The following is a 17,175-nucleotide window of genomic DNA, read 5'->3' as shown; positions in this document are numbered from 1 at the left end:
ATCTTTTAATTTGATGAGACAAAGGTAGGAGCAAAGCAGATGTGAGGAATTGTAAATATCAAACCGATGTTTGCGAAATTCAAATCACAAGGATGAAATTCCAAATTTTAAATCCCAAATTCCAAAAAGTTTGACAAAGTTCCAGTGAAACCTGAAACTTGAAACCTGAAACAAAACAGCCTAACTCCTAAAAGCGATCGGTGTCAGGGAAGTTTGTTTTTTAAAGAAGTTAGAAAAATGCGCTAATTCTTCAAAACCAAGTGAATAGGCAATTTCAGAAATATTCCAGTCTGTTTGCTTTAAAAGTATTTTAGCTTCATTGGTTAATCGCGTACTGATTAACTCTGTGGTTGTTTTTCCGGTGTTTTCTTTTAAGACTTTGTTTAAATGATTGACATGAACGGATAATCTTGCTGCAAAATCTTTTGCAGTTCTAAGTTCTAATCGCTGATGCGGTGATTCAATTGGGAATTGTCTTTCTAATAATTCAGCAAATAAAGAGGAAACTCTCGCAGCCGAATTGTGTTTGGAATATAAAGCGGTTATGGGTTGTAATTTTTGTCCAAAGTGAATCAGTTCAGCAACATAATTTCGGATCAAATCGTATTTATAGATATAATCGGAATTGATTTCTTTTTGTATCTTTTTGAAAATCAGAGCCACTTCATCCACTTCTTCATCCGATAACTGAAAAATAGGATAACCGTCTGAAGCAAAAATGGGCAGTTCGTCCAAATCGATGCCGCTTTTGCTTTTCGACAGAAACTCGCTGGTAAATACGCAAAACTGTCCGCCCTGATTGGTATCCTGCGGTAGATAATTGTACGGAATTTTTGGTGTTGCAAATAACAATCCCTGCTTTTCAATGTCGATTACTTTATCGGCATATTCAGCTCTGTTTTTTCCTCTGATTAAACTGATTTTGTAATAAGCTCTTCTGTCATAAGGCATTCCGGGCTTTCCTTTCATACGTTCCAAAAGCTCCTTAATATCAAAAACATTAAAATGCCCGATTTCTTTCTGAATGTCATTTGGTAACAGGGATGTAGGTTCTACGGTTGAACCTTCGGTCATGTCTTTATAAAAGGAGTCCAGGGATTTCATATGAAGATGAATTGTAAAATTCAAATATACGAAAAAAGGAGAGAGTTTGTTTTTTTAGTTTCAGGTTTCAAGTTTCAGGTTGCTTCGTGTTGTGTTTATTTAACCGCAAAGAACGCAAGTTTTTTTCGCAAGGTTCGCAAAGAAATAATAGCGTGCTTAGCGTAAATCTTTGCGAACCTTGCGGTTAAAAAAGGCTTCCCTGTACAAACTCAGGTTCAGGATTGCTTCCAAAGGAGAAAAAATCCATTACAAAAAACTGCTTTTTTACCGGATCAAATTCTCTTAAAACAATTTCATTACATAAGAAGTTCAAATCAATTGTAGTAAAAAGTTCAGAAGCAATTTTAAGGTTCTCCGGTGTTAATCTTCGTCCGATTGATAGGTGCGGGTTATCACTTTTATGTTTTAAAGACTTGAATATTTCATGAGTTTTTTTCATGATTGGTACAAGATTCTTTTTTGATTCTTCGGTTACACCAATAAAAAAAGCACCGCTCGTTGGAAAAGAATCAAAATGATTTAAAGACACCTGGAAAGGCACAAAAGTATCTGCTATTTTATATAGCTTCTGTTTAATCGAATCGAGCTGGGATTCTTCTATGATAAATTCACAAATTGTAATATGTGCTTCAGAATTACAGCTGTTATACCAATTGATTTTGCTCTTTAAAAAATCTTTCATTTTTTTAACAGGCTCAACCAGTTCTTTAGAATAAAATACCACTGAATATGTTTTTTCCATAAAATGTTTTTACAATTTTAATATTGGAATTGTAATGGTACTGTCAGAATACCATTTTATCTGTAAAGGTTCTTTAGCATCAGCAATGGTTTCGTCGCTCACATTTTTACCGGAGCCGTAATTAACTTCCCAGTTTGGATTTTTATTAGCTCCCAATACGATTACAATAGAACTTCCTTTTTCTAACTCTTTTGAAATTATAAAGGTTTGGTTTATGTCTATTGTCTCAATTTTGTTTGGAGTCAGCAGTTGTCTTTTGGTTCTGTCTTTAGCAAAACTGGCTCTTTGTAAATTGTTGGTTAAGGCAAAATACTGGCCTTTTGCTGTTTTTTCATAAAGCTGTATTTCGACATCAATGTCTTTTTTGTTGGTGCTTATTTTTAAAGATGCTTTTAACGAACCACTTATTATAGTTGAATTTTCAAGAGGATTACTTTCAAAAACCAACAGCTGTTTTTCTGGTTTCAGAATAGAATCTATCACTTTAGGAAAACCATTTACATAGTCATCATTATAGATATTAATTTCAGACCGATCTGTCAAATCAACCGTCTGGTTAAAAAAAGCAGTCTTCTTTGGTGCTGTTTTTTGTAGGGAATATTTTGAATTGCTGTGGTTTAGATAAAAGGTCAGATTTTCATTGTTCATTTTATCTAAAGAAGAAACACTTTTCCATTCATTTTTACCCATAATTTCAAAGTTAACTTTATCCTTTAAAATTTCAGGTCGTTTTGCACCTTTCAAAATATGATCAAACCATTGAAAAATAATAGCATTAATTGGTATGTTTGCTGCTTCGTCGATGGTGTAACCGCCTAATTCTTTTCGTGGAGTCCCCTGGGCACCGCCATGATCATACGGCCCGATTATAAGATAATAATTATCGCTTTTGTTATATTTTTGGTACTGATTGTAGTAATACATCGCCCCAAGCTGATCGTCGTCATAATAACCTGTTGTACTTAAAATAGGAATAGTAATGTTTGTAAAAGCTTCTTTTTGCGGTGTCATATTCTGCCAGAAACTATCGTAACCCGGATGATCCAGCCATCTGTGAAATAAAGGGGAAGGGGTGCCTTCAATCTGATCTAAAGAACGGAAACTTGCTCCGGTTTTATAATACTGGGTAAAAACTTCGTCCCATTTTTTACTGTTTAAAAAGCTGCTGAGGTCTGTCAATTTTGTATTGGCTACCAAATGAATCCATTTTAAAGCATAACTCATAAAAATACCATTCTGCATAGGAAAATCAATTCCTGCGCCAACAGAAACCAAAGGCACAATTGTTTTTAAAGCCGGGTGTACTTTCTTAACAGCACTCCATTGGCTGAACCCTAAATAGCTGCCGCCATATATCCCGATTTTACCATTGCACCACGGTTGTTTACTGACCCAGTCCAGAATATGATACGCATCGTCGCCATCATGTTCGTAAGGTTCTATTGGATCGTTACTTAAACGTTTACCCCGGGTATTGGCAACAAAACCCACATATCCTCTGTTAGCAATTTCTTTACAGTCACTGACTTCATTTCCTGCATAAATATTGTATTTCATTACAACCGGCTGTGGTTCAGTTATGCTTTTAAGTCTGACCATGGTGCCCGAAATGGTACTTCCGTTTGGCAGCGTAATAATAATATCCTTATCAATTATATACGTATCGGCTTCTATTTTTGCAATTATTTTTTGAGCAAGAGAAAGTGTTTTGCTTAAAACAAGATAGCGTACATATTGTCGGCAAAATTGTGCGGCATCCTCTACACTGATGCTGTCATTATCCTGAACAGCTTTAAGCTGTACTTCATAATCATTTTTAATGTCGGTTAGTTTTGTTTCATAATAACCTTCGGCCCAGCTTTTCCCTTCTGCATCTAAAGTATTGTATAATTTGTAAAATTCAGTTGTAAAGATTTTTTCAAAATCAGATTTTGTTTTAGGTTCTTTTAAAGCTGTTTTTCCATAAGTTTTATAAACAAATCCTAAAGGTCTATTGGCAATACTGTCTCCTAAAATTTCCTGAGAATAGGTTTCAAAGGTCTGATACATGCCTTTAAAATCGCCTGCAGCAGATTGTATTCTGGCATAATTATCTAAATAGGAAGCCCTGCTTGGGTTTTTATAAAGAGGCAGTATTTTTTTGGCAAGAATAGGTACTTTTTTGCTAAGAGTGAGACTGTCTTTATAATTAGCTTTTTCGAAATAAATTTTTTGTGAAGTTCCTATTTGAAAGGAAAAACAAGTTAATAACAGGGCAATGCTTTTTTTGATCATTAGAAACTTACTTTTGTGGTATTGGTTTAAATTTGTGATCCCAAAAGTAGCATAAATTTCTTATAATCGAGAGACAGCTCTTATTATCTTTAAAATTTAAATTGTGCTGTTAATGCTGCATAAAAATGATGGACGGATTGAAATCCGTCCCTACAAAATATATCGAACCTATGGTTCTCTATTATTAAAATTTAAATTGTGCGGTCAACGCTGCATAAAAATAATCCTTTCCGGACCCAGCCTCTTTTAAAAAAGAACCTGCATTAAACCAGCCTGTTTCCAGTGTAAAACCTAAATGATTGTTCATGTCGTAGTTTACATTCGAAATTAACTGTGAACCTATAAAACGTTCGGTTGTATCTTTTCCGGAATATAAAAGCTGCATATTAGGCGCATATAAACCGTCACTTAGGGTTTGTCTCCAGAAAATATCATAATCAATTCCGAGTCCCCATTTTTCGGATAAATTGAAATTTAGGGAAGGATGCACATCAATTAAGTTGGACGGACCAATCAACGCCACCAATCCAAAATAAGCGCCTCTTGGATATAACGGATTAAAGGTTTGTAAATGCATATCGCCAGAGCTTTTGTCGCCAGAGATGATTTCTGTTTTCAGTCCTATTTCGGGCTGAAATTTTAGGTTTTCGAAAGTATAACAGGCAAAAGAGGAAAGGGTCCAGGCTGAAATTGTTTTTTGACTGATATTCCCGAATTGATAAACGCCTTCAAAATCATATTTCCAGTTTCCTTTATTCTTCCAGATTCGCATTCCGACGGATTGTCTGTTTTCTTCGTCAATGGCATCATCAAAAACAGATCGGCTTTTCCATAATCCTAAATAATAGAAATCGATGTTTTGAATAAAAGGTACTTTGTGAATTACGGTGTAACTTCCCCAGAATTTGGCATTTTCATTAAAACGATCGTTAAAAGTTCCTTGTTTATTGGCAACTGGATGTGTGAAAAAAGCATCTGACTGCCAATTGTCTTTTTTGTAAAAGAGTTTTAATCCATCAAAAGAAAGCCGGCTGTTAGGGCCTTCACGAACGGCTACTAAGCGCTGTGAACCGTACATCATTTCCTGTCTTCCCGAACGGACGGTTAACTGTTCGTTTTCTTTTCGGATAAAATCAATATCCAGAAAAGCCTGATGAATGTCTAATTGATTTTTGTCGACCGGACTTGGATCTGTTTTTCCGTTTGCTAAACTGCTTTGCAATTCCACAAACGTTCTAAAAGCGCCTAACTGAACATTCGCATGAAGCAGATAACGGGAAAGTAAATAACCATCGTCATCGGCTTCGTCTCCCCATTTATTATTTACCGTATACGTATATTGCAGTCTGGCTTCGCCGCCAATTGAGGCATAGTATTTATTGGTTTTTCCCAGCGGAATATATTTGATTTTTTCGTACCCGTTTTTAGTCGAATCGGCTTTTAGATAAGTGGCATCATCATTATATCGCAGTTTTTGAAAAACGGGTTTCTGCTGTGCGCGGGTTGTAAAAATGAATCCCAAAAGCAGCAATATTCTGAATGTATTTTGCATGGTTTATTTTTTTTGATAACCTCCAAAGTAATTTACCGGACTCCATTCCGGAATTGCTTTTGGTGTTGGATTGGCAAAGGTTCTAAAGTCATTGTCGGCATAAACTACTTTTCCGTTTACGACTGTCAGTTTTGATTCAATGTTTAGGATTTTTTCTTCCGGAACACTAAAATAATCATCAGAAAGAATGGCAAAATCGGCTAGTTTATCTGTAGTCAGCATTCCTCTGTCTTTTTCTATATTGATTAATTGGGCACTTCCGTAAGTAAACAATTGTAAAGCTTTGGTTCTGTCTAGAATATTTTCGTCGTTCATATATTTTAAACCGCCCAACGTTTTTCCGGTTGTCAGCCAGTATAAACCAACCCACGGATTGTAACTCGCCACACGTGTTCCGTCAGTTCCCATTCCGACTTTAATTCCTAATTCGAAGATTTTCTTTAAAGGAACGGTATTCGCAGCAGCAGTTTTTCCATATCTTTTAATAAAACTTTCGCCTTGATAAGCCATTCGATGCTGAATTGCAATTCCGCCATTTAGAGCTTTAATACGTTTTAAGTTTTCTACAGAAACTGTTTCGGCATGGTCAAAGAACCATAAAAGTCCGTTTAAAGGCGTTTCTTTGTTGATGTCTTCAATTACATTTAAAAATCTGGTAATGCTTTCATTATAAGTGGCATGAATTCTAAACGGCCATCTGTTTTTAACTAATAATGACAAGACTTCTTTTAATTGTCCTTCCATTGCAGGGCTTAATTCTGGTCTTGGTTTATCGAAGTTTTCAAAATCTCCGGCACTCATCACCAGATTTTCTCCTGCGCCCTGAACGTGATATTCTACTTTATCTGAATGATGATCGTCGTCACAGCCTTCACCAATTTCAACTGTTTGCATCCATTTGGTGTAATCATTTAATTCTGTTCCCGCTTTTTGAGCAAACAAATAATAAGGCATTCTCACTGTCAAATCGCTGTCTTTGCTTAAACCGTTTGTTACACCGTAATCATCAGGAAAGTTTTGAAATCCGCCACCTGCGTCCATAATCGCGGTTACGCCAAGTCGGTTCATTTCGGTCATAAATTGTTTCGTCGAATTGAATTTTTCTTCTTGTGTTAATTCAGGAAGTTTAGCAAGAGTTGAATATAGAATAAAAGCATTTGGTTCTGCTACAAGTAATCCTGTAGGATTTCCGTTTGGATCTTTCTCGATTAATCCTGCATTTGGATTTGGCGTATTGGCATCGATTTTTAAAGTTTCTAAACCTGCTTTGTTTAAGTAAGCGTGTCCGTATAAGTGAAGAATAAAAGCGGGAACATCGCCTGTTGCTTCGTTGATTTCTGCTAATGTCGGCAGTCTTTTTTCTTCAAACTGATAAGCATTCCATCCGCCAACCACACGAACCCATTGTCCTTTTGGAGTTCTTTGTGCCTGTTCTTTCAGCATTGCCAAAGCTCTTTTTAAAGAACGAACTCCGTCCCAGCGTAATTCTGTATTATAAAATCTTCCGCCGCGGATAATGTGCATATGAGAATCGAATATTCCGGGAATAATAGTTTTTCCTTTGGCATCAATTACCGTTGTTTTGTTATTTTTTAATTTTAAGATTTCGCTGTTTTTGCCTGTTTTCAGGATTTTTCCATCGGTGACAGCCATAGCTTCGACAATTGTATTTTTGTTGTCTAAAGTGTGAATTACGGCATGATGCACAATAAGAGTCGCTTTTTTATTTTGCCCGAAAATAGGAAGAGAAATAATTAAGAGAAAAGCTATTGTTTTGAAAGAGAGTTTCATAGTGGAGGTTTTTGTTTGGTTGGAGAAAAAAAATGTATGTTTTTAGTACACAGTCTTTTTTATTGGATAGATTAAAATTTGACGCTGATTTTACGGATTCGCATTCGCGAAGACGCTGATTTACACAGATTTTTTTAAAGTAAATAGGATGAATTAAAATCCGTTTTTTATCCGCGTCTTCGCGATAGCGAATCCGTTTTATCCGCGTTCAAAATATTTAGTGTTTCAACATTTCGTGAGCGTATTGTACACCTACACCGTAAGCGCCACCGTATTTTTTAACTAAATCGGTTACTGGTACATAAGTTTCCTGACGAGCCCAGTCACGTTGTAATTCTAATAAGTATTGTAAAGAAGTTACAGGGTGAGCACCAGCCTGAACCATACGGGTTACCGCCATTTCATGAGCTTCTTTAGAAACGTCACCGCTTGCATCTGTAATTACGTAAACATCGTATCCTTCGTTGATTGCTGATAAAACCGGTCCAACAATACAAACACTTGTCCATAAACCTCCAAATACGATTTTCTTTTTACCAGTTGCAATGATTGCTTTACGTGCCGGAGCATCTTCCCAGGTGTTCATTGTGGTACGATCGATATAGTTTGACGTTTTTTGAGGGTAAAATTCTTCGATTTCTCTAAAAACAGGTCCGCTGAAAGATTTTTCGGCAACTGTTGTTACAATGGTTGGTACTTTAAATATTTTTGAAGCTCCAGCTGCTAAAGCGGTATTGTTGCGTAATTGATCAATTGGGATATTGCTTACTGCAAATGCCATCTGGCTTTCGTAATCAATTAATACTAAAGTATGATTCGTTGGGTCTAATAACGCTGGACTTGGTTTTTGTGCGAATCCGATAAAGGTTACTAAAGATAAAACTGCTGTAAGGATTAATTTTTTCATGATAATTTTGATTTTGTTGTTAATGATTAGGTTTTAAAATATTGTGATTTTTACTTTTGAGTATTCAAAATGAATGCCCTATTCCTAAAGCCTTGTTTTTAAAAGGATTTCTTCAAAAAAGGCAATAGAAGTCCTAACGATATATCGTAAATTTTTGACGATCTTCGTAATTGTGTTGTTTTAAAGCTGTAAAATGATTGAAAGGAAACTAGAGCGCTATATTTTTCCTTTTAGATGTAATCGGTGCAGAATTTCTGATTTTAGTAAACCGCTTCCGCCTCCAAAATGTTCAATTACTTCTACGCCTGGCTGTTGTTTTAAGCAAAATGAAGTAAACTCTTTTTCGACCTGATCTTCGATTCCGGAGCTCAAAAGAACAACGTCGATTTTGTGATTTTGAAAATAGTCCTGAGCTTCTGTTTCATTGCTGAATGCGACTGCGTTCCAGTCTTCATAAGCATTTACAAGGCGAAGTAAAATGGCCAGGATCGCTTCGTTTTTTCCGAGTAATAAGAATTCAAGTGTTTTCATTTTTTTTCTGAGTTGCTAAGTTTCTAAGACGCTGAGATTCTAAGTTTTTTTACTTTGAAGTTTCAGTTTCGCAGAACTTATGATTTTACTTTACAAATTTATTGCTTTCATTTTTGCTTCAGCTTAATCTGGATTAAGAAAAAGAGGCTAAGGTTCTAATCCCGAATTCTCGGGACTAAGAAGCTGAGTTTTTCTTTTCTGTTTCAATTTCAGTTTTTGGCAGAACTTGTAATTTATATTGCAAATTTATTCGCTGCGTTCCCAACTCAGCTTAATCTGGATTAAGAAAGTTTTTTTTAAGTTTCTAAGACCTTAAGGCACTAAGATTCTAAGTTTTCTTTTCTGTTTTAATTTCAGTTTTTGGCAGAACTTGTAATTTGTATAGCAAAGGTATCTGATAAGGAGAGCTGACTTACTTAATCTGGAATAAGAAATTGGGGTTTCTGGTAATTCTTATGTATCTCAAAAACTGAACATTCTGAATATTTTAAAAAAAATCTGGCCGGAATGTGGAAAACCGTATAGATATTCGAAAAACTGCTGTTAGATTTGTTGTATGGAAAACAGGAAATAAAGTGGGCCTTTTACTTTTTCCGTAGGGTTTCCAGGGTTAAAAATGTTTTTGGAGAGATAATTTTTGATTTTTAAAAATAAGACACATTCTTGTTGATTTCGGATAGCTCACAGAAAATTGTTATAGATACAAATGTCTGATTTTTTACAGGTTTTTAGGTTGGGTTATGAAGGTAACTTAGTCTAAAAACCTTTTTTTTTATCCTAAAAGAAGAATTCCGGTCATCCAGAGATGGATAATTTCCCAGTTGATTTTGAATTTTTGCGGTGTAGCCCCGTAAAAGCTTTTAAAGGCTGCCGAAAAATGAGAAACATCTTTATAGCCGCATTTATAAGCTACTTCACTTACAGTCGATGATTTGCTTTTAAACAATTCTTTGGCATATTCCATTCTCAGTTTAATGATATAGCTTTTAACCGTTGTACCAAAACAGGCTTTAAAACCTTTTTTTAATTTGAACTCGTTAAGTGAAATCATTCTCGAAAGTTCGGTAAGGCTGGGAGCATGTATGTAATCTTTTTCGATGATCTGCTTAGCTTCCTGAAGTTTTAAAAAATCCTCCTGATCGATACTTTCCTTTGCGTGGTGGACTGTAGCAGCCGCTTCGAGCTGATGTATCAGAAGTTCCCTGATTTTGGCTTCCAGGTACATTTTTTTCATAGCTCCTTTGCGGCTGCAGTTCTTAATTTCGGATATGATCCATTGTATGGCGGGGGTAAACGGACTGTACTTAGAAGTAAGATAACCGGATTTTTTAAAAAGGATTTTTTTTGAAAATCTTTCGTGAAGCTTCCAGTCCTCGTTAATGATATTGTAATAAAACTCTTTAGAAAAAATAATAGTCAGGTAATTAACCTGTTCGAATGCGGGAATTTTAAAAGTACCTTTAAACTTTGTAGTATAAAAAATATTGTGTGTGTTTTCTCTTAAATATTTCTCATTGTCAAGTTCCTCAATGCTGGTTTCGATATTGCTGCAGCTTATAAAATCCATTACGACACATTCTTCGGTAATTTCAAATGTATCAGTCTGGGGTTTTGCAAAATACATTTGGGTATCAATGAGTACCATCCCGTTGGTCGAAAGAATATGACTTTTTATTTCTTCGGCATCCTTTTTTTTGATGTCAATATTTTCTTCTTTTAAGATACTTTTTGGATCGTACTGATCGCAGATTTCGATGTTGATAATAGGTTTTTCATGGGCTGATAGTTGCGATTTGATTCTCAAAATTTAATCCGTTTTTACAAAATAATAATCCGTTTTTCCCTAACTTTTTTGAAGCTGTTGATGCTACTTTTGCAGCAAAGTTATTTATAATTAGTCTAATTAAAGATATGTCAACGCCAAAAATTTTATTTTTTATTTCATTTTTCTTCTTATCGTTCTTATCATTTTCCCAGCAAAATCAAGGGGTTACAGTGACCGGACAAGTTGTTGAAAAATCTGGTCAAACTGTTCCATTTGCAACAGTAGTAATAGAAAAAACTGACTTAAGTATGATTTCTGATGAAAACGGAAAGTTTGTTTTTAAAAATGTAAAACCGGGAAAGTATACTTTAAAAATTACAGCGGTAGGTTTTTCTAACCTTAAAAAAAGTATTGAAGTTTCAGGAACTAGTGTGAATATTCCGGTTCGTCTGGAAAACGAATTACAGGAATTAGAAAGTGTAACGGTTTTAGGGCGTTCAGCAGTTGATAAAATCAATAAACAAGCTTATAACGTAACAGCTGTCGATGCAAAAAAACTCCACAACTCCACTTTAGATCTGGCACATGCCCTAGACAGGGTATCGGGTGTGCGTTTTCGCGAATCCGGAGGTGTAGGATCCCGATCAGAACTATCGATTAATGGATTTTCCGGAAACCAGATTAAAATTTTTATTGACGGTGTACCGATGGATAATTTCGGCTCGTCTTTTCAAATCAATAATATTCCAATTAACCTGGCTGAACGTGTAGAGGTTTATAAAGGTGTTGTGCCTATTTGGCTGGGCGGAGATGCTTTAGGAGGAGCTGTTAATATCGTAACAAACAGCAAACCCCGAACCTATTTGGATGCTTCTTATTCTGTTGGATCATTCAACACGTTTAAAACTGCTATAAACGCAGGCTATACTTCAAAAAGTGGTTTTACCACAGAGATTAATGCATTTCAAAATTATTCGGATAATAATTACTGGGTAAATGTTGAAACTAATGATTTAGAAACGGGTAAATATTATCCGGAAACACGGGTAAGAAGATTTCATGATAATTACCATAATGAAACTGTAATTTTTAATATTGGAATTACGGGTAAAAAATATGCCGATAAATTAATGATTGGTTTCACAGCCGGACAAAATAAGGCCGATATTCAAACCGGAGCCAGAATGGTTACCGTATTTGGCGAAAGGTACAGACGAGGGAATACTTTGATGCCTACTTTAAAATACCAGGTAAAAGATTTGTTTACCAAAGGACTGAATGTAGATGTAACGGGAAATTTTAATTTTGGTTATGAACAAACTGTAGATACTGTAAACAGACGATACAACTGGTTTGGACAATACACACCAAACACAGGCCCGGGGGGAGAAGCTGGCAGATCCCTTTATAAATTTAAAAATAACAACGGAGTAGCCACTTTCAATGCGACTTATGCTATAGGAGAGCGTCATTCTTTTATGTTAAATAACACGTTTAATACTTTTGATCGTAAAGGGAGTGATGAACTTTATCCCGAATCTGTAACCTATCAACAGCCTCAAAAAACACAAAAAAATATTTTAGCAGTGGGCTATAAATTTGATTACAATAAAAAATGGAGTACGTCTGTGTTTTTAAAAGATTATAATTTAAAAACTACTTATATGTTTAGTTATAATCCTTCAGGAAATTGGGGAGATGTCGCTTACCGCAGACTCACTGACAACCGGTCTGTTTTAGGATATGGAGTGGCAAGCAGTTATTATTTAAAGGAAAATCTACAATTAAAAGCCTCTTACGAGAAGTCCTATCGATTACCTAATCCGACTGAAATTTTTGGAGATCCAAATGAAAATATACAAGGTAATACAGAATTAGAGCCGGAATCCAGTAACAATTTTAATCTGGGACTTAGTTATCAAACTAATTTTAACACGGTTAATGCCTTGTCATTTGATGTTAATGGAATATATCGTAATACTACTGGTTTTATTCGTACAGAGCTTAATAATAACCAAAACAAATATATAACTGCTAACCAGGACGATGTAAGAACTCAGGGAATTGATGGCGAGATTCGATATTCTTATAAAAAGAGATTTACTTCCGGCCTTAATATGACGTATCAAAATATTCGTAACAGAACAAGATTTCAGCCTGAACAAAATTATGTGTCTTATCTCTATAAAGACAGACTGCCTAATATTCCTTATTTGTTTGGTAATCTGGATGCAACACTTTTCTTTAATGATGTATTTAAAAAAGGAAATAATTTATCTGTAGGTTATAATCTTCTTTATGTGCATTCCTATTATTTGTATTGGCCAAGTAGTGGAACATCGAATGGAAAACATGATATCCCTGTACAGTTGAAACATGATTTGAATTTGGTTTACACTATGGCTGACGGAAAATATAATGTGGCATTGGAGTGTCAGAATTTAATGGACAACGAACTTGTGGATAACTTTTCGCTTCAAAAGCCAAGCCGTGCCTTTTATGTGAAATTTAGATATTTCTTTAATAAATCGAATAAATAATTTAATATATAAAACAATTAATACTATGAAAACAATTAGCAAATTACCTTTACTATTAACAGCATTGGTTTTGTCATTTTCCTCTTGTGAAAGTTCTGACGATGGGAAACAAGAAGAAGTTAGTGGAGATACATCAAAAACAAAATATATAGTTACTGTTACTACAGGTGCACAAGGTGTAGCTGATTATCTGTTAACAACCAGTGATATTTCAACAGGATCAATAACAACACAAGGAAACGGATTAGAACAAGACGGTACGTATCGTTATTATTTATCAACACAGAACAAATTTTTTAGTTTCCTGTATGGTCAGGGAAATCCGGGAGCTGTTACTACTTATGGCTTAACGGCAAATGGAGACTTAACCAAGACTTCAAATTTCCAGGCGGAGACCGTACAGGTTTTTGCACCTGTTAACAAAGATATCGTAATGGTAAAAGTGCCTAGAAGCGGTGCTTCAATTTCTTATATGTATAAAGTTGATGCAGAACAATCTGTACTTACAGGAACTGTATCACAAGACACGAGACTTTTAATTGGAAATAAAAATCCGGATTTAGCAGAAAGAGCTCATTTTACCTGGGCAACTCAGGTGGGAGATAAAGTATTTATGCCTTATATGAAAATTAATGGTATTGCTCCGGATACTTTTGGCTCAAGACATGCTGATAGTACCTGGGTAGCGGTATATAGCTATCCGGATCTAAAATTAGAAAAAGTAATTAAAGATGACCGTACAAGTTACTTAGGGGCTTATTTCACTAATGGATTGTTTCAGGATGAAAAAGGAGACGCTTATGGATTTTCGGGAGCTATTGGAACTGCTAATGGTGTAGTTACTTCTACAAAACCTTCGGCTATTGTTAAAATTGGTAAAGGTACTACAGAATTTGACAAATCGTATTTCTTTAATGTTGAAGAAAAATCAGGAGGGTACAAAATTTCTTCTACAAGTTATATCTCAAATGGTAAATTCTTATTATTAATGTACGGAAACCCTGGAACTAATTCAGGAGCTGTTAAGTTAGCTGTTGCTGATGTATACAACCAAACCTTTAAATGGGTTACTGGTATGCCTGCTACATTGTCAAATGCTACTACCCGTTATAATATTACAACAGAAGATGGAAATTCAGGTGTTCTTGGTGTAAATACGCCTGATGGAAACTGGATCTACACTATCAATGGTACAACTGCTGTTGCTACACAAGGTATGAAAGTTGAAGGAGGTCAGATTACGGCTATCCAGAAATTAAAATACTAATATTTTTTTGCCGTAAGTCCTTTGTTTTAATGAGGACTTACGGTCTTTTTATTTATTCTATTTATCTATCCAATTATGTTTTCTTCTTCAAAACCAAAACCTAATAATAAGAAAAAAAGTAAGAAATCGCTTTTCAAGCGTATTATGGCCTGGCTGCATTTGTGGCTTGGTTTAGCGTCCGGAATTATCGTAGTCATTGTCAGCCTTACAGGCTGTATTTATGTTTTTGAACATGAAATTAAAGATTTTATCGAAGACTGGCGCTTTGTAAAACCGCAGCAGAAAGAATTTTTACTGCCTTCTCAATTGGTTGCCATTGCAGATAAAAAAATGAAAGATAAAAATGCCACAAGCGTAACTTTTGGAGCAAAAGACGAAGCGGCAATTGTAGGCTATTTTGTTGAGAAAAAAGAAGAAGGCGAAAAGGGAAGAGGAGAAAAAGAAGAACACAAAAAAGGGGATAAAAGAAAAGATATCGCTAAGAATGAAAGTGAAAAAGGAAAATCTGAGTTAAAGACTCCGGTGAATGAAAAAGGAAAAGAGAGCGGAAAAGGGAAGGGAGAAAAAGGTAAAAAAGGCAGGGGCGGAAGAAGAGGAGGCACTTTTATTAGTGTTTACATGAATCCATATACAGGTGAGATATTAAATGTAAAAACGTTTTCAAGAGGAGAATCTCCGGATTTTTTCAGATGGATATTAAACGGCCACCGTGCTTTATGGCTTCCGTATGATATTGGAAGGCCAATTGTAGGTGTTGCAGTTTTAATTTTTGTGGTGCTTTTAATTTCAGGAATAGTGCTTTGGTGGCCAACCAAATGGATCAAATCAATTATCGATAAGAGTTTTAAAATTAAGTGGGATGCGAGCTTTAAACGCGTTAATTATGACTTTCATAATGTACTGGGTTTTTACAGCTGTATTTTTCTTTTCTTTATTGCTGTTACCGGTTTGGTCTGGAGCTTTGGCTGGTGGAGTAAATCATTATACTGGGTTACTTCCGGCGGAAAACCACTAACTGAAAACCGTGAATCTCCAAAATCGGATACAACTAATATTAAAGCTTTTAATATTACTACAGCTGATAAAGTACTGTTGAAAATGCGAAAAGAAAATCCCCAGGCTTCAGGGATTTTAATTTCGATCCCGTCAAAACCTGCAGATCCTATCGGGGCTTTTATTTACAAGCAAAAAAATACATTCTATAATATGGACCGTTATAGTTTTGATCAGCAGTCTCTGAAAGAGATTTCGATTAAAACCCCATTTTCAGGAAAATACATTGAGGCTAATATTCCGGACAAAATCAGACGAATGAATTATGATATTCATGTGGGAAGTGTATTGGGACTAACCGGGAAAATTATTGCTTTTTTAGCCAGTTTAATTTCAGCCACTTTACCCATAACCGGGTTTATTATCTGGTGGGGAAAACAAAAATTTGGAAAAAAGAAACCGGCAGCAAAGCCAAAAACAGCCGTGAAACCCATTCCGGCTGTTAAAAAAAATACAGCAGTCCAGGAAGTAACTGCTTAAGAAAAAATTAAAATTGGTTTTTAATTTCTTTTTTGTTTTTTTTTGATCAAAGGCAAAACTTGTACAGTTTTGCCTTTTTGCTTTTTAATTATATCCATTAGCTTTAAGCCATTCTTCACAATGTTTGGTCCAGTATTTACTGGTGTCATTTACGCCAAGCCCAAAACCATGACCTCCTTTTTCATATAAATGTAACTCCGCTGTAACTCCGTTTTTTTTAAGGGCCAGATAATAATTAATACTGTTTTCAGGTATTACAACCGTATCATCAGTAGCATGTATTAAAAATGCCGGAGGTGTTTGAGGAGTGACTTTCTTTTCATTCGAAAATGAATCCAAAAGCTCGGGAGAAGGTGTATTCCCCAGCAGGTTAACCTGCGAGCCTTTATGAGTAATATCATTCTGCATAGATATAACGGGATAGATCAAAAGCGAAAAATCAGGGCGGGCGCTTACTTTATAAGCAGACTCATATACTTTATCATCATAATGTGTTGACAGGGTAGAGGCCAGATGACCTCCCGCAGAAAACCCAAGAATTCCTATCTTTTTAGGATCAATATTCCATTTAGCGGCATTCTGTCGTACATAACGCACTGCTTCCTGTGCATCCTGCAGCGGTCCTATATTTTTGTTTTTCATAATCAGATCGCTTGGCAGACGGTATTTTAATACAAAGGCAGGTATTCCCAGACTTGTAAACCATTGTGCGACTTTAGTTCCTTCCTTATCAATAGCCAAATGCTGATATCCGCCGCCCGGCAGGATAATCACAGCTGTTTGTCCGGGTTTGGTAACCGCTGGAAAAAATGCGGTAAGGGTAGGAACAGTAACCTGACTGGTGCTTTGTACTTTTCCGTCATTGGTAACTTCCTTCTCTTTGTAATCAGCTGCTTTAATTTCGTCGGGAGTCCTGTTCCAGAGCGGAGTAGTCTGATTTTGTGCTTCCGCCGTCCAGAATATACCTGAAAACAGAAGAAAAATGAAGATTGATTTTCCTGAATATTGCTTTTTTTTAGTTTTCAATTTTTAATGTAATTAGTTGTTATATAAATAGTTGTGAATAATCCGGACTTGTTTCTTAATTTCTGTTTTTAATTGTAAAAAGCGTATTATAAAACAGATAAATTCCTGTACAATTTTACCCCTAAATACGGATAAATTTAGCC

At 35.5% G+C, this 17,175-nt stretch carries 12 protein-coding genes; 3 read left to right on the top strand and 9 right to left on the bottom strand.

Annotation, left to right across the window (positions count from 1 at the left end; genetic code table 11):
* Positions 1–180: 180 nt before the first annotated feature.
* The 8 genes from ACODST_RS10450 to ACODST_RS10415 form a co-directional block, all read right to left on the bottom strand.
* Positions 181–1,104: a helix-turn-helix domain-containing protein gene (locus ACODST_RS10450; protein WP_488932061.1), complete on the bottom strand. Its 924-nt coding sequence runs from the start codon at positions 1,102–1,104 to the stop codon at positions 181–183.
* 184 nt (positions 1,105–1,288) lie between these two features.
* A complete protein-coding gene (locus ACODST_RS10445) occupies positions 1,289–1,846 on the bottom strand; it encodes a 2'-5' RNA ligase family protein (RefSeq protein WP_488932060.1) in 558 nt (185 codons plus the stop codon).
* 9 nt (positions 1,847–1,855) lie between these two features.
* Positions 1,856–4,120 (bottom strand): CocE/NonD family hydrolase, encoded by a 2,265-nt coding sequence (locus tag ACODST_RS10440; RefSeq protein ID WP_488932059.1) that lies wholly within the window; start codon positions 4,118–4,120, stop codon positions 1,856–1,858.
* Positions 4,121–4,304: 184 nt separating this feature from the next.
* Positions 4,305–5,672 carry an alginate export family protein gene (locus ACODST_RS10435; protein ID WP_488932058.1) on the bottom strand — a complete coding sequence of 456 codons (1,368 nt, stop codon included), beginning with the start codon at positions 5,670–5,672 and terminating at the stop codon, positions 4,305–4,307.
* A gap of 3 nt (positions 5,673–5,675) precedes the next feature.
* Positions 5,676–7,463, bottom strand: a complete 1,788-nt coding sequence (locus ACODST_RS10430; protein ID WP_488932057.1) for an amidohydrolase — start codon at positions 7,461–7,463, stop codon at positions 5,676–5,678.
* A gap of 217 nt (positions 7,464–7,680) precedes the next feature.
* Positions 7,681–8,370, bottom strand: coding sequence for a hydrolase (locus ACODST_RS10425; RefSeq protein ID WP_488932056.1), 690 nt, complete (start codon positions 8,368–8,370; stop codon positions 7,681–7,683).
* Between the two features lie 216 nt (positions 8,371–8,586).
* Positions 8,587–8,901, bottom strand: coding sequence for a hypothetical protein (locus ACODST_RS10420; RefSeq protein WP_488932055.1), 315 nt, complete (start codon positions 8,899–8,901; stop codon positions 8,587–8,589).
* 772 nt (positions 8,902–9,673) lie between these two features.
* Positions 9,674–10,705, bottom strand: coding sequence for a helix-turn-helix domain-containing protein (locus ACODST_RS10415; RefSeq protein WP_488932054.1), 1,032 nt, complete (start codon positions 10,703–10,705; stop codon positions 9,674–9,676).
* 107 nt (positions 10,706–10,812) lie between these two features.
* Between ACODST_RS10415 and ACODST_RS10410 the strand changes: the two genes are divergently transcribed.
* The 3 genes from ACODST_RS10410 (at position 10,813) to ACODST_RS10400 (ending at position 16,006) form a co-directional block, all read left to right on the top strand.
* On the top strand, positions 10,813–13,206 hold the full coding sequence (locus ACODST_RS10410) for a TonB-dependent receptor (protein WP_488932053.1): 2,394 nt from the start codon (positions 10,813–10,815) through the stop codon (positions 13,204–13,206).
* 25 nt (positions 13,207–13,231) lie between these two features.
* On the top strand, positions 13,232–14,473 hold the full coding sequence (locus ACODST_RS10405) for a DUF4374 domain-containing protein (protein ID WP_488932052.1): 1,242 nt from the start codon (positions 13,232–13,234) through the stop codon (positions 14,471–14,473).
* 75 nt (positions 14,474–14,548) lie between these two features.
* Positions 14,549–16,006 carry a PepSY-associated TM helix domain-containing protein gene (locus ACODST_RS10400; protein ID WP_488932051.1) on the top strand — a complete coding sequence of 486 codons (1,458 nt, stop codon included), beginning with the start codon at positions 14,549–14,551 and terminating at the stop codon, positions 16,004–16,006.
* Between the two features lie 84 nt (positions 16,007–16,090).
* On the opposite strand, the gene ACODST_RS10395 is transcribed toward ACODST_RS10400, so the two are convergent.
* The gene (locus ACODST_RS10395) at positions 16,091–17,032 is read right to left on the bottom strand and encodes an alpha/beta hydrolase (RefSeq protein WP_488932050.1); all 942 of its coding nucleotides are present in this window, start codon (positions 17,030–17,032) and stop codon (positions 16,091–16,093) included.
* Positions 17,033–17,175: the final 143 nt, after the last annotated feature.

Source organism: Flavobacterium sp. FG19 (assembly GCF_057809475.1).
This window is presented reverse-complemented; position numbering and strand designations above follow the sequence as displayed.